Source organism: Streptomyces pilosus, from assembly GCF_014649835.1.
Classification (GTDB): Bacteria; Actinomycetota; Actinomycetes; order Streptomycetales; family Streptomycetaceae; genus Streptomyces; species Streptomyces pilosus.
On record NZ_BMTU01000001.1, the window covers coordinates 835,405 to 856,874 of the forward strand.

Consider the following 21,470-nt stretch of genomic DNA (forward strand, 5'->3'; position numbering starts at 1 on the left):
CGTGCGGGTATGCGAAAGGGTTGGGGTCACGAGAAGTGCTTCTCGTGACCCCAACCCTTTCGGCTGCGTGAGACCCGTCAGCGGGCTTCGACGCCCTCCGTCCCGTTCTCCACCGAGGCCCGGGGGGCGGGCACCACGTCCACCGGCTCCACCTCGGGACCGCCGACCGTGATCCGGCTCTCCTGGCCGAGGTTGCGCGCCTCGGCCTTCAGGGCGAGCTGCGCGACGGCGGCGTTGAACCGCTCGATGGACGTCGGCTCGTCCGGGCCGAGCAGGTACCGCTTGAGCTCGTCACGGGCCCCGGCCAGCGGGTCGGCGGCCGGCTCGCGGACGGCGTCGAGCAGTCCGCCGAGCTGCGCCGCGTCGTTGGAGAGGATCACCGCGGCGCGCACCGCCGTGTTCTGCCGCCTGAACTCGTCCGCGCCGAGTCCGGCGGAGTCGGTGACCGCGTACGGCTTGCCGCTGGCGATGAAGTCGGACACCACGCTGGAGATGTCGGAGACCATCGCGTCGGAGACGTTGAAGCAGTCGTACAGGCGCGGCTCGGCGCCGGTGATGACGCGGTGCTCCCACTCGGGGAAGGAGCTCCAGTAGGCGGCGTTCCACTCGGCGCGCAGCCGGGCGGTCTCCTCGTGCCGGGCGATGTCGACCAGTCCGTCGCGGGTGGCCTCGGCCTCGTCGCCCTTGTCCACGAGGCCGGTCAGCCGGTCGAGGCGGGCCTCGATGCGGGCCAGTTCGGCCTTGGCGCGCGACTGGACGGCGGCGTCGGCGGTGAACCGCGGGTCGGCCGCGCGGGCGGCGGCGGCCTTCTCGACCAGCGCGGTGATGCGCTGGTGGGCGGCCTTCGCCTTCGGGCTGCGGGTTCCGGTGAAGGGGTGCGGCTTGTACAGGACGCGCACCGCCGGGTCGGCCTCGACCAGCTGCTTCACGATGTTCTCGCCGGCCAGCAGGAGCGAGGTGTTGCCGGGGTTGTCGTCCCAGCCCTCCCAGGTGGGCGCGTACAGGATCGTCGGCATGCGGCCGGCGGGGGCGTCCTGGCGGGGGCGGATCGGGGCCAGCTGCGGGCGGCCGACCTCGACGATGTCCTCGTCGCGGATGCCGACGTCGGCGATGGCGTAGCGGTCGCGGCCCGCGCGGCCGGCCGTCCACACCTCGTCGTAGACCTTGCTGAACGGGTTGACGCTGGCGAGCTTGTCGCTGTCGCCGTGGCCGATGAAGACGTGCTTCATGGTGGGCACGCGCAGCAGGTGGATGTTCTTGCCGACGTTCGCCGGGTACAGCGCGACCCGCACGGTGGACAGGTCCATGTTCATCAGGTGCACCCCTCCGGGCACGCAGACGACGGGGACCGTGGTGGGCGCCAGCTTCTCCAGGATGACGTTCTCGCGCAGGATGACCAGCGGGCGGGTGTCCAGCCGCGCCATGGTGTCCAGCCACATGTTGACCTGGTAGGCGGAGTCCTTGGAGCCGGAGAAGTACAGCACGGTCTCCGGCCGGTAGTCGCGCAGCCAGCCGTCCAGGGCGCCCAGCACCTTCTTGGCGTTCGGCGGGACCTTCCGGCCGCGCAGGTGGGGCGCCAGCGCGAGGACGTACAGGGCGGCGGCGCCCACGGTGACGCCGATGCCGGTGTAGCCGACGGCGGCGGAGTCCAGGGAGGCGCCGGCGAGGACGCCGGCGACGGCCGCCAGGTCGAGGTGGAGCATCTTCTCGGAGGCCCGGTGTATCAGCGCGTGCGGCGGGGCGTCCGGGATGCGGAGGCGGGAGACCAGGTCGACGTTGCGGGTGGCGACCGGGAGGCGGCGGCGGTTGCCGATCAGGGTGGTGACCGCGCCGTGGCAGACCTGGAGCCCGTAGAACGCGACGAAGCAGGCGATCGCCCCGTAGTAGATCAGGTTGTCCCCGAGGTCGAGTCGGGCCAGCAGCAGGATCAGCAGGAGCTGCCGGATCAGGAAGCGGATCGACAGGCCCGCCCGCACCTTGCTGAGGCGGTTGACCAGGTAGCTGCCCTTGCGGTGCAGATAGTGGTCCGCCAGGTACGTCACGGCGGCCGCGGCCGCGAAGGCGGGGATGCTCGGGACGAGCGCGGCCAGCATGAGGCCGGCGTAGCCCAGCGTCATGAGGACCGCCGCGGCCAGTTCGGCCGCGCTGCCCACCCGGGCGACGCGTATAGCGGTGGATATCACGGAGGAACCTGCTCTGGGAGGGGAGTGCCGGTTTTGTGTCTGCGTATAAGGAGGCTACGGATTCAGGCCCCCGCGAAGCCCCGTTTCCGATTGGTTAACGGGTGACCGCAGAGGCCTGAATATCCGGAGTCTAATTGGCCTTGATTATTACACGCCGTCCTGTCGGTCCAGCACGGAGGCCAGCGCCCCCTCGAATCCGGAGGCCCGTGCGGCGTCCGCCGTCGGGTCCTGCTGCCGGACGTCGATGACGTGCCCGGTGAGCTCCGACAGCAGCACGTCCAGCGAGGTCCGGGCCACGGCCTCGGAGGAGAGCAGGCTGCCCGCGGGCTCCTGGCCGAACGCCTTGGTGCGCATCGGTGTGGCGGTGCGCTCGGGGTTGATGCAGTTGACGCGGACGCCGTCGCCGGCCCACTCGTCGGACAGGGCCTGGGTGAGGTTCACCATGGCGGCCTTGGTCGAGGAGTAGAGGCTGTACTCGGCGCGTCCGCGGGTGTAGCTGCTGGAGGTGTACAGCAGCAACTGGCCGTTGGTCTCGGCGAGGTACTTGTAGGCGGAGCGCGCGATCTGCACGGGGGCCAGGTAGTTGACCTTCAGCGCCTCCTCGATGGTGGCGTTGTCGGTCTCGGCCAGCTTGCCTATGCGCAGGACGCCGGCGGTGTTGACGACGTAGTCGATGCGGCCCGTCTCGGCGTACGCCTTGGACAGCGCGTCGTCGACCTCCTCCGGGTTCTCCACGTGGGTGCCGGTGGTGGAGCGGCCGAGCGCGAAGACGGTGGCGCCGTAGGACTCGGCGAGCTGGGCGATGTCCTGGCCGATGCCGTAGGAGCCGCCGAAGACCACCACGGTCCTGCCGGTGAGCAGCCGGCGGTAGGCCTCCTCGCCGTTCTGCTCGGGGGCGGCGGTGGAGCCGAGCTGGAAGAGCTTGTCGGCGATGAAGACGTCGACGGGCTGGGTGACCTTCATGTTGTACTCGTCACCGGCCACGACGTGGATCGGCACGTCCGGCAGGTACTTGAGCACGACGGAACAGTCGTCCGTCGCCTGGAAGTTGGGGTCGCCCGCGGCGACCTCGTAGGCGCGGCGGATGGTGGACAGCTTGAAGGCCTGCGGGGTCTGGCCGCGGCGCAGCCGGGAGCGGTCCGGGATCTCGGTGATGAACTCGCCGTCCTCGCCGTGGGTGCGCGTGACGATGATGGTGTCCGCGGAGGGGATGGCCACATCGACGGCCTGGTAGCGCTCCAGCGCGGTCACGCAGTCGTCGATGACGCGCTGCGACAGCAGGGGGCGTACGGCGTCGTGGAAGAGGACGTTGCGGTCCTCGCCCTCGGCCAGGCCCTCGCCGAGCGCCGCGATGGCCCGCTCGGTGGTCTCGTTCCGGGTCGCGCCGCCCTCGATGACCCGGGTCACCTTGGTGAAGCCGGCCTTGGCGACGATCTTTTCCACGTCGGGCACGTATCCCGGGGCCATCAGCACGATGATGTCGTCGATCGAGCCGGCCTTCTCGAAGGTGGCCAGGGTGTGCTCGATGACTGCCTTGCCGGCGATCTTCAGCAGCTGCTTGGGAATCGACAGACCCACCCGCTGGCCGGTGCCACCGGCCAGGATCACTGCGGTGGTACGGGGCTTGGCTATGTGCTGGGACACAGGTGACCTACCTTGGGGCGACAGGGAACTTCGAAATGGTCCCACTTGGGGTTACCGCAGTGCAAGGTGAGAGCCCCCCGCCGCATATGTGCACGCAACCTCTCATTCACCTGGGACTCCTGGTACTTCGTGACGGTTCCCTGGACGTGCCGTGAATTGCTGTGAGTAACTCCACAGGAGTTATGCCATTGCCGTGCGTGACGGATGAGGCCCACCCGTCACTTCGGCGCGGGCCGTGCCCCACCTCCGTGCAGCGGTGACCGAGGACCTTCGTCAGTTCCTTCGACGATGTCCGGTGAACCGTACGCCCTTTGCCCGGGTGCGTCGTCATCCGGGGCGGCCGGAGCGCGGTACGGGGCTCCCACCACCGCTCCGTACGGGGCTCCCCGCCGCTCCGGCGGGGGCGGGACGCGGCTGCGGCACCGGCTGCGCGGGCGGTCCACCGGGTGGGCGGACCGGTGCGCGGGCGGGCGGCGGCGGTGCCGGACCGGCGCGGGCCGCCGGCCGCCCGGTGCCGGGGTGCTCACCGACGGTCAGGGTGACGGTGTCCGGATCTTCACGTCCGGGGGCCAGGCCGCACGAATTCTTCGCATATTCGATCGCACCGTTCCGCACGATCTTCGAAGAGCGCGATTACCGGTCGCCCTTTGCCGCGGAAATTCCCCGTCGGGATTCCATGGCATTTTCGTTTCGGCCGCGTCCGTCCGGCCACGGAAAAAGCCCGGCACCCGCGTGGGCGCCGGGCTCTCCCGGCCGGGCCGCCGGACGGCTAGAACGGCTCGAAGTCGTCGTACTCCCGCTGGACGTCGTCCCGTTCGGCCTGGCGGTCGCGGCGGCGCTGGGCGGCCGGACGGGGGGCCTCGAAGCGGTGGTCCTCGCCGCGCCGGCCGAGCATCTCCGCGCCGGCCGTCGCGGTCGGCTCCCAGTCGAAGACGACCGCGTTGTCCTCGGGTCCGATGGCGACGCCGTCGCCGGTCCGGGCGCCGGCCTTCATCAGCTGGTCCTCGACACCGAGGCGGTTGAGCCGGTCGGCGAGGTAGCCGACGGCCTCGTCGTTGTTGAAGTCGGTCTGGCGGACCCAGCGTTCGGGCTTCTCGCCGCGCACGCGGAAGAGCGGCTCCCCGCCGATCTCCTCACGGGTGACGGTGAAGCCCGCGTCGTCCACGGCCTTGGGCCGGATGACGATGCGGGTCGCCTCCTCCTTCGGCTTGGCGGCCCTCGCCTGGGCGACCAGGTCGGCGAGCGCGTACGACAGTTCCTTCAGCCCCATGTGGGCGACGGCCGACACCTCGAAGACGCGGTAGCCGCGCGCCTCCAGGTCGGGGCGCACCATCTCGGCGAGGTCCTTGCCGTCGGGCACGTCGATCTTGTTCAGGACGACCATGCGGGGGCGGTTGTCGAGGCCGCCGTACTGCCGCAGCTCCTCCTCGATGATGTCGAGGTCGGAGAGGGGGTCGCGGTCGGACTCCAGCGTGGCGGTGTCCAGCACGTGCACGAGCACGCTGCACCGCTCGACGTGCCGCAGGAACTCCAGCCCGAGGCCCTTGCCCTGGCTGGCGCCCGGGATCAGCCCCGGCACGTCGGCGATGGTGTAGACGGTCGACCCGGCGGTGACGACGCCGAGGTTCGGGACAAGGGTGGTGAAGGGGTAGTCGGCGATCTTCGGCTTGGCGGCGGAGAGCACCGAGATCAGCGACGACTTGCCGGCGCTGGGGTAGCCGACGAGGGCCACGTCCGCGACGGTCTTCAGCTCCAGGACGACGTCCTGGAGGTCCCCCGGCTCACCGAGCAGCGCGAAGCCGGGCGCCTTGCGGCGCGCGGAGGCGAGGGCGGCGTTGCCGAGGCCGCCGCGTCCGCCCTGGGCGGCGACGTAGGACGTGCCGTGGCCCACGAGGTCGGCGAGCACGTTCCCCGCCCTGTCGAGGACGACGGTGCCGTCCGGCACGGGCAGGACCAGGTCCTGGCCGTCCTTGCCGCTGCGGTTGCCGCCCTCACCGGGCTTGCCGTTGGTGGCCTTGCGGTGCGGGGAGTGGTGGTAGTCGAGGAGGGTCGTCACGGACTGGTCGACGGTCAGGATGACGTCGCCGCCGCGTCCGCCGTTCCCGCCGTCGGGTCCACCGAGCGGCTTGAACTTCTCACGGTGGACGGAGGCACAGCCGTGGCCTCCGTTACCCGCGGCGACGTGCAGCTCGACGCGGTCCACGAAGGTGGTCATGGTGGGGTGCCTCCAGAGACGTATGAGCGATTTTCTGTCTTAACACGCGAAAGGCGGACCCGCCTTCCCGACCGGGAAGTGAGGTCCGCCTCGCGAAAGCTTCCGATCAGGCGACCGGAACGATGTTCACGACCTTGCGGCCACGGTGGGTGCCGAACTGCACCGCACCGGCGGCCAGGGCGAACAGCGTGTCGTCGCCGCCGCGGCCGACACCGGCGCCCGGGTGGAAGTGGGTGCCGCGCTGGCGGACCAGGATCTCGCCCGCGTTCACGACCTGACCGCCGAAGCGCTTCACGCCGAGGCGCTGAGCGTTGGAGTCACGACCGTTACGGGTGGACGATGCGCCCTTCTTGTGTGCCATCTCTCCTCAGTCCCTTACTTCGCAGCCGCGGGGATCTCAGTGACCTTGATCGCCGTGTACTGCTGGCGGTGGCCCTGACGACGGCGGTAGCCGGTCTTGTTCTTGTAGCGCAGAATGTCGATCTTCTGGCCCTTGTGGTGGTCCACGACCTCGGCCTGGACCTTGATGCCGGCCAGCACCCACGGGTCGCTGGTCACGGCGTCGCCGTCGACGACGAGCAGGGTCGAGAGCTCGACCGTGTCGCCCACCTTGGCGGTGGAAATCTTGTCAACCTCAACGATGTCGCCGACAGCAACCTTGTGCTGGCGACCACCGCTGCGCACGATGGCGTACACGCGGATCTCACTCTCACTCGAAGAACGGCACCCCCGCAGGCCAGCCACCCGGCAACGAACACGGACGACCTCTCCCGGCCACCGAGGCACCCGGAAGGAAGAGGTTTACGGGGATGTGGCGGCCCCTGTGGACACGCCGACGGTCAAGGTTACGGGGCCCGGCTTGAGGGGTCAAACCGGGCCCCGGGCGCAAAGGACCTCACCAGGCCGGTCGAGCCCTCACCGCTCGCCCTGAAGGTTCCTCAGGTGAGCCACGAGGTCTGCGGTCGGAACCGTCGCACCCGCGCCCTTGATGCCTCCCACCGTATCGACCTGATACCGGTCCGGGGCCACTTCCCGCACGAGGAACTGGCGGCTCCCCCCGTCCAGCGGGTCCACCCGGAGCCGGACGACACCGTGCGTGACGGTGGGAAACAGGAGACGCAGCCGCTCGTCCTCGTGCAAACGGGTCAACAAGGTGCGTTGATCCGCGTGGAAATCGGACGACAGGAGGCGCGACCACTGCAGAGGAGCCGGGTCGCCCGCTGCGAGCGGCCGGGCGAATTCGTCGAGCTCCATGAAGGGATACTTCGCTTCGAAGTCGTCGAGCGGAAGTCCGTCACGCCACGCCGCCACCGCCTCCACGACCAGACCAAGATCGTCCGTCGAGCCGGTCACCCAGGTGAATCCCGGCGTGTGCACCCCGATGAGGAACAATCGCTCCTCTGCCGCGAGACCGACCGAGACGACACCTCTGTCCGTCTCGACTCGCACGGGCGCGGATACCGGACCGATCGGTCCGACGTCGCATCCACGCCGCCCTGCGGTCTCCGCCATGGCCCTTCCCAGACTGCCGGCTGCCGCCACGTCCGGGTACAGGGCCTTCCATTCCGCATCCATGATCGCCTCTCAGCAGCCGCAATGTGGTAGCACCCCACCCTTGACGGGATCCAGCGCGCCGTCCAGCCCAGACAGATCCGGCATCGCTGTTTCCGCGTCCAGGGTTACGCCCTTGCCGCTCGTATTCGGTGAATACCACTTGATCGAACTCCATGATCGCTGGCCGTTGGCGAGAGCCCGGGCGATGTAGGCCATTTCGAGGTCGGTGGCGTATCCGTCCTCACCGTTGGTGAGTCCGCGCTGCGCGGCCTCCATGAAGTCACCGAGCCCCGACTTGTTGACGTGCAACGTCACATTGGGATCGACGATGGCCTTGCGTGCCGCCATCTTCCAGCCGTCGCCGGGCACATTGGAGAAGGTCTCGAAGCCGTTGTCTCCCGCCCACTTGTCGAGCTTGCCATTGTCCTGCCAGCCCAGGGCGACATCACAGTTGTGCACCAGGAGCGGTGTCGTGCCGGCCAGGACGTAGTAGGCGTGGATGCCCGTCACGGTGAGGTCGTGGGTGCGCTGCCGCTTCTCGAAATGACGATTGGCTTCGACCTCGACCGTGTCGCCCGAAGGCGTGTGGAGCGTCATCCCGGGCTTGAGATCGCCGGCCTTGATCCAGGCCTGCTCCGACTTCACCCAGAACGGGTGGGTGGTCGTGGCGACCAGAGCCTGGGACTTGCCTGAGGCGGTCTTCACCGTGAGGTCGGAGAAGTGCTTGTCGTCCTCGGTGACGATGGTTCCCGCGACCTCGCGAGCCGTCTTCTCGCCGGTTTTCGTGTCGGTGGTGACGACCTTGTCGCCCAGCTCCACCTGCTCGATCTGCTTGGTCTTTCCGTTGGCGAGCAGGACCTTCGTGCCGGGCAGGAAGCTGTGGCATTCAGGCTTTTTCTTCTTCTTAAGTGCCTCGGCCGCCTTCTTTCTGGCGTCCTTCAGTTTCTCCCCGGCCTTGGCCAGCCCCGCGGTCGCGTTGCTGACCGCCTTGTTGGCCTTCCACAGGCTCTTGACGCCACCGATCAGGTCTCCGACCAGGCCCGTGACCCTCTTGGCGAGGCGGTAGCCCTTGGCCCAGTTCCACGGGGCGCCGTACTTCGCGAGAACCTTGCCCGCCAGGCCGCCCGCGAAGCTGCCGGCGATGTTGAGCAGGGTCTCGCCGCACGATCCGACGTCACCGGTGGAAATGCAGTCCAGGGCCGCGTCGACCCCGAGGATGTCGCGGACGATCTTGACGAGGGCCTTGCCCGCGGACTTGATCCGCTGCTTGGCCGCGGCCTGCTGCCCCTGTGCCTGGGTGACCTTCCAGGACGCCAGGTCGTAGTCGGACTGCGCCTTCTCGACCTTCGTCTTCGGGTAGTACGGCTGGCCGCCGCGGCACTCGATCAGACCCTCCCGGCACTCCGGGATGATCATGCCGCTGGGGTCGGCGTGCGTGACCGGCGAGTTGTTCGCGTACGCGTAGCCGTTGATCTGCTGCGGCTGCGTGTGATCGATGATCGGGTCGACGGAGATGAACTTGCCGATCACCGGGTCGTACTCGCGCGCCCCCAGGTGGGTCAGGCCGGTCGAGGCGTCCATGGTGCCCCCGACGTAACCCTTCTCCCCGGGCCAGATGCCGGTCTTCTCCCCGCGCTCGACACCGAACGGATCGAAGCGGCGCTGGCTGACCGCGCCCGTCGCGGCGTCGATCGCCACTTCACCCGTGCCGTGGTGGTCCGAGGCGATGAACGACACCTTGCCGGCGGTACGGACCGCGACAGTCTGGCCGGCGTGGTCGTAGTAGCGGGTGGCCTCCTTCTTGGTTCCGTCGGCGGAAAGCTTCAGTTCCGTGCCCGGCAGGTAGACCGTGGTCCCGGACGGGTCCTTGCGCAGCAGGCGGTTGCCGGATCCGTCGTAGAGATAGCTGGTCTTCGTCCCGTTCGCCTCCGTGGCCTCTTTCAGCTTGCCCTGATCGGTCCAGACCAAGGACTGGGCGTCGCCATCAGTGGTGCGTTTGGTGGTGTTGCCCGCGTCGTCGTACTCGTACGTCGACTGCCGGTCACCCGTCGGGGTCTTCTCGACGATCTTGGTGACCTGGTGCGGGCCGTCGCCCAGCGCGCCCGCGGTGCCGTACTCGTAGCTGCGGGTGATGTTCTTCGACGCGTCGAGCCCGGTGTCGTGGACCGTCTCCGAGACGCGGTTGCCGATGGCGTCGGTCTCGTAGGACTTCCAGTACGGGGCGGGTCCGCCCAGCGGGCTCGATCCGGCCGCGGGGTCACAGGCCGCCGGGCCGCTGCCGTCCACCGGGGTGGCGGAGCCGCGCGTGCCCATGCCGGCCGCGCTCGCCGCGGTGGCCTGCGGAGTCCAGGCGTCCTTCAGCCGCTGCCGGCCGTCGTAGGCGAAGCACTGCATGTCCGGCGCGGCGGAGTTCGAGGTGTCCGCGATCGACAGGACGTTGCCGGCCTGGTCGTAGGAGTACCGCGAGTCCTTCGCCGGAGCCGTCGCGCCGTAGACGTCGACCACCGAGCGGGTGAGTCGGTTGGTGCCCTTCTCATAGCTGTAGGTCTGCCACACCTTCTTGCCACTGCCGGTGGACAGCTCCAGCTGCTGCAGCAGGCTCTTGCCCGAGTAGACCGTGTTGGTGACATAGGGGGTGGAACCCGTCGTGGTCATCGGGCGCTGCAGGCTGTCATACGTGTAGGTCAGTACCTCGGCCGGCAGATCTCCGACGGCAGGCAGGCCAGTGCTCTGGACTGTGCCGTCCCGGTTGTAGCCGGACGTGAAGACGTAGGTGCCGGCGAGATCGCCCTGTGAGGCCGGTATCTGGTAAGCCGTCTTCAGGGGGCGGTAGAACTCATCCATCGACTGGACTGCCGTGGCGAAGTACTCGGTCGAAGAGGTGTAGCTGAGGGAACCGTAGGCATAGCCCAGCCAGCCCGCCTTGTCGTACCTGTTCTCGGTGAGCTTGGTGCCCGTGTCGGGGTCGCCCTGCCAGGTCGTCACCACGCGGCCGAGGCTGTCGTAGACCGTGGAGTTCTTCTTGTTCCGGCCGTCGTACGTGGCGACCGGGCGGTCCAGCACGTCGTACTCCGTGCGCGAGGTGCCCGCGTCGGGGTCGACCGACTTGGTCTTGCGCCCCAGCTGGTCGTACTCGTAGCGCCACACGTTGCCCTTGGCGTCCGTGACCGTCTCGAGCTGACCCGCCGCGGTGTACGTGTACGTGGTGGAGTCGTAGGGAACGCCCGCCGCCGGGGAGGCGCCCCGGTAGTGACGGATCTCGGAGACGTTGCCCTGACCGTCGGTGACCGTCGTGGTCGGCACGCCGCCGACCGGCGGGTCGACGTGCGTCAGTTCACCCTCGTACGAGGTCGTGGTGCGCCACTGCTCGCCGCCGCCGACCGCGAAGACCTGCGTGGTGGGCCGGCCCAGACCGTCGTACTTCATCAGGCTCTGCTGGCCGACCTCGCCGTTGGCGACGATCAGCAGCTCGGCCGAGGGAGCGCCCGCCGCGTTGTACGTGGCGTTGGTCTTCTTGACGTTGCCCGTGCCGTCGTACCAGGTGTCGGCGACCATGCGGGTGCCGTCCAGGCCCTCGGTCTGGATCTGGCGCGGCCGGAGCAGGGCGTCGTAGAGCTGGTACTCGCTGCCGTAGGACCCGTCGTTCTCGATCTTCTCGGTCTTGATCGAGGTGACCTTGTCCTTGCGGACGTCGTAGGAGTACTTGATGCTCGGTGTCTGCCTGCTCTCCCGGTCCGCCAGCCACACCGACGTCAGGCGGCCCATGGCGTCGTACGCGAGGTCGGTGCGCTTGCCGTTGGGGTCGGTCTGGCCCTTGGACATGCCCCAGGCGGGCTCGTAGTCGGTGGTGGTGACGTGACCGGCGGCGTTGGTGACGGCTGTCTTCGTCAGCAGGCCGTTGGTCTCGGTGTAGACGGTCTTCGTCTCGTTCTGCTTCGCGTCCTTCTGGGACAGCGGCCGGCCGTAGGCGTCGTAGGTCGTGGTGCCGGTGACCTGGTATGTCGCGGTGGTGCCGTTGTGCGACGTCATCCGCTCGGTCTTCGTCGCGTCGCCCTTGACCGGGGCCGCGCCGAAGGCTCCGGCGTCGTAGGAGGTGCGCTCGTCGGCGAGGACCTGCGTCCTGCGGTCGGGGGTGGCGGAGCACCTCACCGAGACGGACTCGCTGCGCGCGGGCAGCGACAGGATGTTCTTCGCCGTGTTGTCCGCGTAGGTGGTGCGGGTGCAGGAGTCGTCCTTGGCGGTGGAGAGGTCGCCCTGGTCGTCGACCGTCAGCACCCGGCCGGTGCCGTTCGACGTGTCGTACGTGGTGGTGGCCCGGGTCTCCTGCCAGGTCCCGTCCGCCTTCAGGTTGAGGCCGCGGCCGGTCTGGGTGCGCACGATCACCGCGCGGGTGGTGCCCCAGTCGCGGGTCTGGGTCGCGGTGTAGTGCTTCCAGGGCGTGTTGATCGTCTTGGCGACCAGCTTGGAGCCGTCGTAGGTGGCGACCTCCAGCTCGTGGCCGGTGAACTCCTCCTCGTCCTTGTACGACGTCCCGGTGGAGTCCTTGACCGTCACCGAGCGGGCGCCCCCGGACGGGTCCTTGTCGCCGTCCATGCCCTGCAGGAAGGTGTAGTCGACGCGGGTCTTCTGCTCGTCGGCCGTGCCGCTGGTGACCTTGACCTTGCCGTAGCCCTGCCAGCCGCCCCAGGTGAGGTACTTCTCGTCGGTGATGCCGTCCGGCTTCGCCTTACGCCAGGCGGCGTCGCCCTGGTAGTCGTAGCGGGTGACCATGCCGTCGCTGCCGCCGGTGCGGTCGGTCTCGATGACCGCGGCGACGACGTACTTGTGGAACCAGTCGGTGATCGGGTCGACGAAGCCGGGCGGCGCCCACTTCACCGGGTAGCAGCGTTTGGTCGACTCGCCGGGCTTGGGCAGGGCCGACTTGGCGCACTCGGTGGGCGCGTAGTTGACGTCGAGCTGGGCGCCGGTCTCGCTGAGCACCATCGACAGGCGGTAGCGGTGGAAGGGCGCGATGTTGTCGCCGATGGCGTCGACGCGGTTGGCGAGCTGCTCGCCGAAGAGGTCCACCGAGGGCAGTTTCACCGCGGTGGTGCCGGCCCGGCCCTCGTGCGCGATCTTCGACAGCCAGAGGGTCTTGGAGTCGTCACCGTTGTCGGTGAACAGGTGCGTCAGGAGCCAGGCGTCCACGTCCCGGTAGCTGGTGGCGTCCTTGCGCATCTGTGTGACGACCGAGGTCAGCCGCTTGGTGGTGAAGAACGTCTGCACCGGCGAGGTGCACTTCGTGCTCGCCTTGCACTCCTGGTCGACCGGTACGTCCGGCCATCGCGCGGCGTTGGCCTTGGTGCGCTTGCTCTCCGCGCAGTCGAAGGCGTCGGTGGGCAGGCAGCGCTCGGCCGTGTCGAACACGATCCGGGCCGGGGCCTTCGCCGCGTACACCTTGCCGTCCTGCTGGCCGTAGTCGATGCGCTCGAGCCAGCCGCCGCGGTGGTACGCGGTGCCGTTGACGTCCGTCTTGCCGTTGAGCGCGTAGTGGTTGGTCTCGCGCTCGTAGTAGTAGGACATCACGTTGCCGTGGGTGTCCTTGACGTAGTCCAGGCTCCAGCGCCAGGCCTGCTTGCAGTGGGCGGAGGAGAAGGTGGCGTTGTGGCAGGGCTCACCTGAGTCGTCGCCGAAGACGGGGGCGGTCCACACGGACTCCGTCTCCTCGTTGCCCGAGGCCCAGCCCGGCAGGCGGTTGAGGCCGAACCAGTACTCGGTGCCGTCCGAGGTGGTGATCCGCCAGTGCTCGCCCTTGTCGCCGCTGCCGCCCTCGTCGCCGTTGACGGCGCCGGTCAGCCGCTCGACCTTGGAACCGTCGTCGGACGACATGTGCCACTTGCCCGTGGTGTCGTCCTTGACCAGCTCACCCGAGGTGCCGTTGAGCATGACGGTGGCGTTCTCGAACGCCCAGCACTGCTCCCCCGAGTCGGCGTGGCCGTCCTCGGAGCAGGGCTTGTACCGGCGCTCGATGTAGCCGGGGTCGTAGGAGAAGCCCTCGCCGATCCAGGAGCCCTGGTTGTTGGTGGCCGCGGTGCGGCCGTCCGCCGACTGGGAGGAGTAGCCGAGGCCGACGGTCGGGGTCAGACCGCCCGGCGTCGGAACGGATCGGAAGGGATAGTTCCAGTTGAACGCGCCGGAGGAGGTGGCGACGCTCCAGCCGGCCGACGGCGCCAGTGCCGTCGCCTTGTACGTGCCCTGCGCACCCGACGGGCCCGCGGCGACCGCGACCAGGGAGGCCGCGCCGGCGGCCATGGTGGAGGTGCCCTCCGCTGGGGCGGGGGCGGCCGTGACGTCGGCGGAGACCGTACCGGTCCGCACGTCGTTGACCGTGGGCAGCACCGTGGGCTGCCCGGGGCACTCCTTGCTGCCCGGTACGGCGACGGTGGCGCAGGCGGGGAGCTGGACCAGCCGGAGGCGGGAGGCGTAGGAGCCGCCGAAGCCCTCGGCGAAGTCCGAGTAGTCCACGGTCAGGCGGACCTTCGCGGGTGCCTTGCCCTCGCCGTCGGCGCGCTCGACGCCCAGCACGACGCCCGCGCCGAGTCGCGCGGCGCGGGCGGGGTCGAGGACGTCGACGCGGACGCTCTCGGCGGTCGCCGCCGCCTTCGCGCCGGCGGCGGCCTTCGCCTTCCCCCGGGCGGCACCGGCGCTCGCCTCGCCGACCGTGACCGGCAGCCCGCCGATCTCGGTCGGGCCGGCCGCGCCCACGGTCAGCTCGGCGCCGCCCTCGCGGGGCCACACCGCCTTGTCCAGGCCCCTGACCGCGGCCGCGCGGGCCGGGTCGGAGGGGCGGGGCTTCGCTTTGGCCGAGGTCCCCTTGGCGGGATCCCCGTCGTCCTGAACGCCGGGGCGGCCGGTGCGGCCCCGGTTCCCGTCGTCGAGCACCACTGCCTCGACCGACGACGCGGACAGCGCGAGCGAGAGCCCGAGCACTGTCGCGGCGACCACCGGTTTGGGCATGCGGCGGCTCAGTGAGCGGCCACGGAAGAACATCCGTCAACTTCCTGATCGTAGGGGGTGGGAGAAGAGCAGGCCGGACAGGTGTGCCGGGTCCTGGTGGACCCGGCACACCTCATCTGTGACGGTGCGTCACATGTCGGGAAGGGCCGTCAGCGCGGCCATCTGCTGCACCGCGACCTGGTCGGCCGCGCCGCCGTACACCCGCACCTCGTCGATCGCGCCGGCGAAGTACTCGCTCGCCCCGCGCAGCGAACGGCCCACCTGGAGGCCGCCGGTGGCGGACCAGAGGGTGGTGTCGTCGCCGTGGGCGCCCGCGACGAGCTGACCGTCGACGTACAGCCGGATGGCGTTGGCGAAGGCGTCGTAGACCACCGCGAGGTGCTGGCCGGAGCCGCCGGTGTCGGGCAGCGCCTGGTCGTCGGTGAAGGTGACGACCTCGGGGGCCGCCGCGTCGGTCCTGGCCACCGCCAGCTCCCACTGCTGCGTCGCGGCCTGGTAGCGGACCTGGACGCGGTTGGCGTGGGCGCCCGGCAGGGACAGCACCGTCTGGGACTTCTCCGGGTCCAGCGAGGTGAGCTGGGCACGGGCGGACACGGTGAAGCTGCCGGTGCCGGTGACCGGGGCGGTGGCGGTGGACGCGTAGTCGCCGTCGCCGTCCAGGACGAGGTTGCCGTCGCCGACCAGAGCCGCGATGTCGAACAGCGGGTCGGCCGGGCGGTAGACCGAGGCGTTGCCCGCGAGGGTCAGCGCCTGTCCGCCGCCGCTCTCCGCGGAGGCGCCGCCCGCGGCCTCGTCGAGCTGCCAGTAGCCCCTGCGGTCCGGCTTGACCGTCATCAGCTCGGCCACCTGGGCCGCGGGCAGGACCCGGTCGAAGACGCGGACCTCGGCGAGGTCACCGGTGAAGTGGTCGCGGTAGCCGCTCTTGGCCGTGGCCCGGCCGATCTGCAGCGGTCCGTACGACTTCCAGGCGGAGCGGCGCTGGGCGGTCCACTTCGACTCCTTGTTGATGTAGAGCCGCAGCTCCGGGCCACCGGACTTCTGGGCGTCGTACACGCCGGTCAGCAGCACCCACTGGTCCTTGACCACCGTGGTGCCGGCGGCGACGGCCTTCCACTCGCCGAGCGAGTCGACGTCGTTGACCGGGACGGCGAACTTCCAGGCCTTGGCGGTGGCGTCGTAGCCGAGGGTGAAGCCGGGCTCGCCGGTGCCGTCCTGGCTGAGGACGGTCATGTCCCGGTCGAGCGCGGTGGGCCGCACCCAGGCGCTGACGCTGAAGCTCCTCGTGGTGTCCAGCACGGTCTCGCTGACGTCGAGGTAGGCGTCGGCGCTGCCGTCGAAGCGGGCGGCCCTGTCCGCCTTGCCGCCGGGGCCGTCCGCGCCGAAGGCGACGGCGGGGCCGGCGGTCGCGGAGAACTCGCCGCTCTCGTCGTGGGCCTCGGTGCCGTCGGCCGGGTCGGCGAGGTTCCACTGGGCGACGACGGGGCTGCCCTCGCTCACCAGGAAGTCGTACAGGGTGCTGCTGGCGTGGCCCGCCTTGTCGAGGGCGATCACCTCCAGCACCTGGCGTCCGGCACGGGTCGGCATCCACTGCGTCGAGACCGGACCGCCGGCCTTGTCCGGGGTCAGCGTGGCGAGCGCGGCACCGTTGAAGCCGTACTGGTACTTGACGACGTCGGTGTCCGGGATGGCGTCGTTCGGGTTGGGCGAGAAGGTGAAGGTGCCGTAGGTGCCCACGCCGTCGTGGTAGACGGTGTCGGACGGGTACTGCTTGGACAGCACCAGCGGCTTGCCGGGCCAGGTCCTGTCGTAGACGAACTCGCAGCGCTGGGCGGGGTCGCCCGTCGAGCTCCACGGGCCGTAGCCGTCACCGTCGGTGGCCCGCGCGCTCCAGTAGATGACCGTGTTCTGCGGGATCGTCGACTTGACGGTGTGCTCGAACTTGGTGGCGGTGGTCGGCGAGAGCCAGTCGCGGCTCAGGTAGGTGTAGGACTTCGCCTCCTTGGTGGTGGGGTCGGTCCAGTCGACCTTGAACTCGACCTTCACCTTGTCGGTCCTGCCGTTGCCGTGGTCGGGGTCGCTCGCGATGGCCTTCAGCGTCGGCGGCCGGTCGACGGTCGGGCGGCTCGCGCCCCACTTGCACAGACCGCCCGGGTCGGTGGACATGTCCGCGGTCCGGATCTGCCGGGGCAGGTTGTTGTACTTGATCGACAGGAAGGCGTTGCCGCAGATCCGCTTCCACTCGGCGAAGCGGGACTCGTCGGCGGCGCGCAGGCCGAGCGTCATCGCGTTCCAGCCGTCCGTGGCCGCCGTCCTGATCTCACTGGTCAGCTCGCCGCTCTCGCCCGACTCGAAGTTCAGGTTGGGCTGGCTGGAGCAGGACGTCGGGGAGATCGCCTTGTCGACGGTCCCGATGTGGTCGTCCCAGTCGTCCTGGGTGTTGGACCAGTTGCTGGACGAGGTGATCGTGTGGTTCTTGCCGCCGATCCGGTAGAGCCGGATGGGCTCGGCGGTCGGGGACGCGCTGTAGATGTGCTCCACCCGTGCGGAGAAGGTGGCGCCCTTGATCTGCTTCCCCTTGTAGAAGGAGAGCGGCATGGTGAACAGCACGCGGCGGGAGCCGACGCCGTTGCAGGAGACGGGGTTGTAGTCGGTGGGGCACTTGCCCACGCCGGCGCTGCCGGAGTACTTCCAGTCCTGCTCCGAGGGGATGCCGGACATGACGCCGGTCCAGGCGGTGCGCGAGGTGGTCCGCTGGATGGGGTCGATGACGACGGGGAAGACGGTGTCCTCGCCCCGGAGGAGCTTCCGGTCGGGGATCAGGCTGAGCCGGTCCCCCGCGACCTCGACGTCCAGCGGGGCGACGCGGCCGCCGCCGCCGGGACCTTCGAGCGCCGGCTCGGGCGTGGCCCGCGGACCGGGGGCGGCCGTGGCGGCCGCCTCCTGCCCGGCTCCGGCCGCCGCGGACCGCAGCGCCTTCGCCACGGCCTTCGGGCCCTGCTTCGCGGCTGCGGCCTCCCGTACGGCGGCCGAGTCCCACATGGCCGGCTTGCCCGCCTGGAAGACGGTGCCGCCGACGACGGCGTCCTCGGCGACGATCGCGCCGGTGGCGTCCTCCGCGACCTTCAGGCCGTCGGCCGTCATGCCGAGGTCGAGGCGGGCCAGACGCGGGTCGGCCGCCGCCTCGGGCGTCTTGACGACGAGGAGGTGGCCGAAGCCGTCGGCCTCGGCCCGCACGGCCAGGTCGACGCCGGGCAGCGCCTCGGCGTAGGTGGCGGTGTCGCCGTCGACGCGCGGCTCGGGCAGCTTCCCGTACGGCCAGGACAGGGCGAACTCGCGGCCCGCCCGCTGCATCGTCACGAACGGCCTGCCCGCCTGCCCGGCGGAGAAGGCCAGGTCGACGGTGGCGGCCTTCGGGCCCCAGGTGCCGTCGGCCCGCTCGACCAGCGTCGGATCGACCTTGACCCAGGTGCCGCCCTGGAGGGTGCGCACGGGCTCGGTGTACTCGCGGGCGGTGAAGGAGCCGTCGGGCTCGGCGAAGATCTCGCGGCGCTCGCCGCGCAGTCCGACGACCTCGGTCTTCTTGCCGGTCTTCCGGGCCGCGGCGAGCGCCTGCTGCTCGGTCACCACAGGCTGGTCGGCCGCGACCGGAGTCTGGCGCTCCGGTCCGCCGCCGCCCGGGAGGGCCACCACTCCCGCCACCACCGCTCCGGCGACGGCGGCCGCCAGGGCGGCGCGCACCGCGAGGGCGCGCCGTACCGGCCTGTGTCTGTCTGCGGACACCTGTCCACGCTCCCCTTCGTCCATGTCCGTCCCGCCGCTGCGGCCGCCGGCCGCGTGGTTTCCTGCCGTCGCCGTCATCGGACCGCCGCCCCGAAGGCGGTGCCGGTGGCGGGGATGCCGCCCTCGCCGGGCCGGAACGTCACCGTCGGCTCTCCCCCCGAGGCGACGTTCCACGGGAAGCCGTGGACCGCGCGGGACTCGGCGGGGCCGTACGGCATGCCGACGTGCAGCAGGGAGGGGGTCGCCGCGAGGGAGAGTCCGGCGAGCTGGCGGTGGGCAGGAGCGCCGGGGATGCCGTACCCGGGGTCGATCCACTCGTCGGAGGCGCCGGGCGGTCCGACCAGGGGGATGACGTGCACGCCGCCCTTGTCCCGGTGCTCGTCGGACGACTCCTCGCCGGGCACGCCGACGGCCAGCCGGGTGTTGGCTCCGGTGGAGGTGGCGTTCGGGGCGGTGCTGACGGCGGCGAGCTGCTGGCCGAAGAAGTCACCGGCCTCGGTGTCCTCGGCGACGTCCGCGGTGTTCTGGTCGATCCAGGCGACCTCGTCGTAGGTGCCGTTCGCCGCGATCCGGAAGACCTGGACGGCACCCGCGTCGACCGTCGTCGACAGGTCCTCGCCCGGGACGCCGACCGCGAGCAGCACCTGGGTCGTGGTGGTGGCGCCGGAGGACCGGTACGGAACCATGGCGAGCGAGGCGCCGAACTGGTCGCCGGCCTCCTCCGCCCCGCTGATCCCGTCCAGGTCCTGGGAGAGGCCGCCGAGCGGCTTGGGGTAGCCGGAGGTGAGCGCGTGGCTGAAGTACCCCGCGCCACCGCCGAAGGGCGTGGTGCCGATCGCCTCGCCGGGGTTGCCGACCGCGAAGTGGGTGGGGGTGGCCGCGAGGCTGGAGCCGAAGCGGTCGTCCGCCTCGGCCACGCCGGCCACCGCGCCGGCCTTGTCGGTGTCCTGGTGGTTGAGGGTGGCCGTCTGCGCGGTGCCGCTGACGTAGTGGAAGCCCCCCGCGTCCTGGATGTCGCCGATCGACTCGCCCGGGCAGCCGATCAGCAGGTAGGGCGTGCCGGAGGAGGTCTTGCCCGCCGCGACGGCGTAGCCGACCCAGTCCTCGGCCTCCGGGCCGCCGCTCAGGGGCTTGTCCGCGCCCTGGAGGAACTCCTTGACGGCCTTCCCGCCGTTCAGCCCGGCGGGGGAACCGTGGAGGACCTGCACGACCCCGGCGTCGGGAACGGTCCCCAGGTCCTCGTACGGCGTGCCGACCACCAGGTCGCTGCAGCCGTCGAGGTCGGCGTCGTAGACGGCGAGCGCGAAGCCGTACCGGTCGCCCGTCTCGGGCCCTCCCGGGATGCTGTCCAGCGCCTGGGACACGGTCAGCGTGCCCTTGCCCCCGCCGTAGACGACGTGGATCTCGCCGGCTCCCCGCACCCCGGTCACCGTCGCCTCCGGGTCGGCGATCGCCGTGTCCCTGATGCCGTCGCCGTTGAAGTCCGATTCGACGCCGGAGGGACAGGCGACGGCGGCCGCGGCGGGTGTACCGCCGGTTCCCACACCGAACGTCAGCAACGCCCCCACGGCGACGGCGACGGAACCGCGCCGCCAGATTTTCCCCACCCTTGACACAGACGCCCCGCAAATAAGGAGGAATGAAAAAAGTCCCGAGATCATTGCTCCACGCGAAGTCCCTCTGCAATAGCCGTCCACGTTTCGATGACCATGACATAAGTCACAGGAAAGTCACAGGCTCTCCAGGGGAGGCGCACAGAAGGGCGCGACTCCCACACCATCTCCACCAGGGCGCATCCGCGCCGCAATTCCGGCAAAGTGCCCCGATGCGGAAATCCCGTCGCGGCGGAAGACCTGCCGGGCGTCCACCCTTGCCCTCGTATGCGCCGATTGACCGCTCCCCGGCGCCCCACGGGCGCGCACGCCGGCCGGCGGAATCCGTGCGGACGTGACCGGCCCGCTCGTCCGCCGGCGCGCACGGCTCGGCGGACACGTCAGGGCGCGATCGGAGAAGATGGCCGGAAAGAGCCGTACGGAAAACACGTGCGGACGGATATCAAAAGCAGCCGCATTCACCGCCGACACTTCTCCCACACCGTGCGAAATGGTCATTCCGTGAAGCCGCCGGAACGCCCGCCCTCCCCGTCGGCATTTCCGGTGACGAACACGTCGGGCGCTCGTTTCCGGCCGCCTCGCGGGCACCCGGGCGACACCGTCGCCACCCGCCCCGGACCGTCCCGGACGGCGGCGGCCCCGGCGACGCCCGCCCGCGGGAGACTCGCGTGCCCCCGCCTCCGGCGGCCCCGTATGCTCACCAGGCGAACCGGTCAGCGGAAGGCGAAGAAGTGAACTACAGGGTCCAGCCCAGCGCCCAGGTGGACGAGCAGGCCGAGATCGGCGCCGGGAGCAGCGTGTGGGACCTCGCGCAGATCCGGGAAGGCGCCCGTCTCGGTGAGGGATGCGTGATCGGCCGCGGGGCGTACGTCGGTTCCGGCGTGCGCATGGGCGACAACTGCAAGCTGCAGAACTACGCGCTCGTGTACGAGCCGGCGGAGCTCGGCGACGGCGTCTTCATCGGTCCCGCCGTGGTCCTCACCAACGACCACAACCCGCGCTCGGTGGACCCCGAGGGCAAGCAGAAGCGCGGGGGCGACTGGGAGGCGGTCGGCGTCCGGATCGCCGACGGTGCCTCGATCGGCGCCCGGTCCGTGTGCGTCGCGCCGGTTAGTATCGGTCGCTGGGCGATGGTCGCCGCCGGCGCCGTCGTCACCAAGGACGTCCCGGATTTCGCCCTGGTCGTGGGTGTTCCCGCCCGCCGGGTCGGCTGGGTCGGCCGGACCGGCGTGCGTCTGGTGGAACGTACGGACGAGCCGGGACTGTGGGAGTGCCCGCAGACCGGTGCGCTGTACACCGAGAAGGATGGTCTCCTGACCGAAAACGAAGCGTAACGGATAGCAACCCGTTACCGACCCGTACAACCGTTCAGGGCTGCCCCGCGTCAGATGAGGTGTGCGGCGGGGGACCACCCCTGCGCACATCGTCTCTTCGGGCCGGGGCCCGGCCCGCTGCTCGAACCGACAGCCCGAACACAGAAGAAGA

At 70.3% G+C, this 21,470-nt stretch carries 10 protein-coding genes; 1 reads left to right on the top strand and 9 read right to left on the bottom strand.

Annotation, left to right across the window (positions count from 1 at the left end; all coding sequences use genetic code 11):
- Positions 1–77: 77 nt before the first annotated feature.
- The 9 genes from IE118_RS03830 to IE118_RS34405 form a co-directional block, all read right to left on the bottom strand.
- Positions 78–2,153 (bottom strand): CDP-glycerol glycerophosphotransferase family protein, encoded by a 2,076-nt coding sequence (locus tag IE118_RS03830; protein ID WP_189556069.1) that lies wholly within the window; start codon positions 2,151–2,153, stop codon positions 78–80.
- A 177-nt stretch (positions 2,154–2,330) separates the two neighbouring features.
- Positions 2,331–3,827 carry a bifunctional cytidylyltransferase/SDR family oxidoreductase gene (locus IE118_RS03835; protein ID WP_189555791.1) on the bottom strand — a complete coding sequence of 499 codons (1,497 nt, stop codon included), beginning with the start codon at positions 3,825–3,827 and terminating at the stop codon, positions 2,331–2,333.
- A gap of 769 nt (positions 3,828–4,596) precedes the next feature.
- Positions 4,597–6,042, bottom strand: coding sequence for a GTPase ObgE (gene obgE / locus IE118_RS03840; protein ID WP_189555792.1), 1,446 nt, complete (start codon positions 6,040–6,042; stop codon positions 4,597–4,599).
- Between the two features lie 106 nt (positions 6,043–6,148).
- Positions 6,149–6,403 (bottom strand): 50S ribosomal protein L27, encoded by a 255-nt coding sequence (gene rpmA / locus IE118_RS03845; protein ID WP_055632588.1) that lies wholly within the window; start codon positions 6,401–6,403, stop codon positions 6,149–6,151.
- A gap of 14 nt (positions 6,404–6,417) precedes the next feature.
- Positions 6,418–6,738: a 50S ribosomal protein L21 gene (gene rplU / locus IE118_RS03850; protein WP_004931419.1), complete on the bottom strand. Its 321-nt coding sequence runs from the start codon at positions 6,736–6,738 to the stop codon at positions 6,418–6,420.
- A gap of 219 nt (positions 6,739–6,957) precedes the next feature.
- Positions 6,958–7,554 (bottom strand): hypothetical protein, encoded by a 597-nt coding sequence (locus tag IE118_RS03855; RefSeq protein WP_189555793.1) that lies wholly within the window; start codon positions 7,552–7,554, stop codon positions 6,958–6,960.
- A gap of 72 nt (positions 7,555–7,626) precedes the next feature.
- The gene (locus IE118_RS03860; protein WP_229846648.1) at positions 7,627–14,625 is read right to left on the bottom strand and encodes an RHS repeat-associated core domain-containing protein; all 6,999 of its coding nucleotides are present in this window, start codon (positions 14,623–14,625) and stop codon (positions 7,627–7,629) included.
- Between the two features lie 96 nt (positions 14,626–14,721).
- On the bottom strand, positions 14,722–18,372 hold the full coding sequence (locus IE118_RS03865) for a LamG domain-containing protein (protein ID WP_189555794.1): 3,651 nt from the start codon (positions 18,370–18,372) through the stop codon (positions 14,722–14,724).
- 74 nt (positions 18,373–18,446) lie between these two features.
- Entirely contained in the window at positions 18,447–19,979 is a 1,533-nt protein-coding gene (locus IE118_RS34405; protein WP_268248917.1) for an FG-GAP repeat domain-containing protein, read from the bottom strand.
- A 737-nt stretch (positions 19,980–20,716) separates the two neighbouring features.
- On the opposite strand from IE118_RS34405, the gene IE118_RS03875 reads away from it, so the two are divergent.
- The gene (locus tag IE118_RS03875; RefSeq protein ID WP_189555795.1) at positions 20,717–21,319 is read left to right on the top strand and encodes an acyltransferase; all 603 of its coding nucleotides are present in this window, start codon (positions 20,717–20,719) and stop codon (positions 21,317–21,319) included.
- Positions 21,320–21,470: the final 151 nt, after the last annotated feature.

What these genes read in the sequence shown, in the direction of transcription:
- obgE (WP_189555792.1), bottom strand. Translation starts at nt 6,042, where the DNA reads ATGACCACCTTCGTGGACCGCGTCGAGCTGCACGTCGCCGCGGGTAAC.
- rpmA (WP_055632588.1), bottom strand. Translation starts at nt 6,403, where the DNA reads ATGGCACACAAGAAGGGCGCATCGTCCACCCGTAACGGTCGTGACTCC.
- IE118_RS03855 (WP_189555793.1), bottom strand. Translation starts at nt 7,554, where the DNA reads ATGGCGGAGACCGCAGGGCGGCGTGGATGCGACGTCGGACCGATCGGT.
- IE118_RS03860 (WP_229846648.1), bottom strand. Translation starts at nt 14,625, where the DNA reads ATGTTCTTCCGTGGCCGCTCACTGAGCCGCCGCATGCCCAAACCGGTG.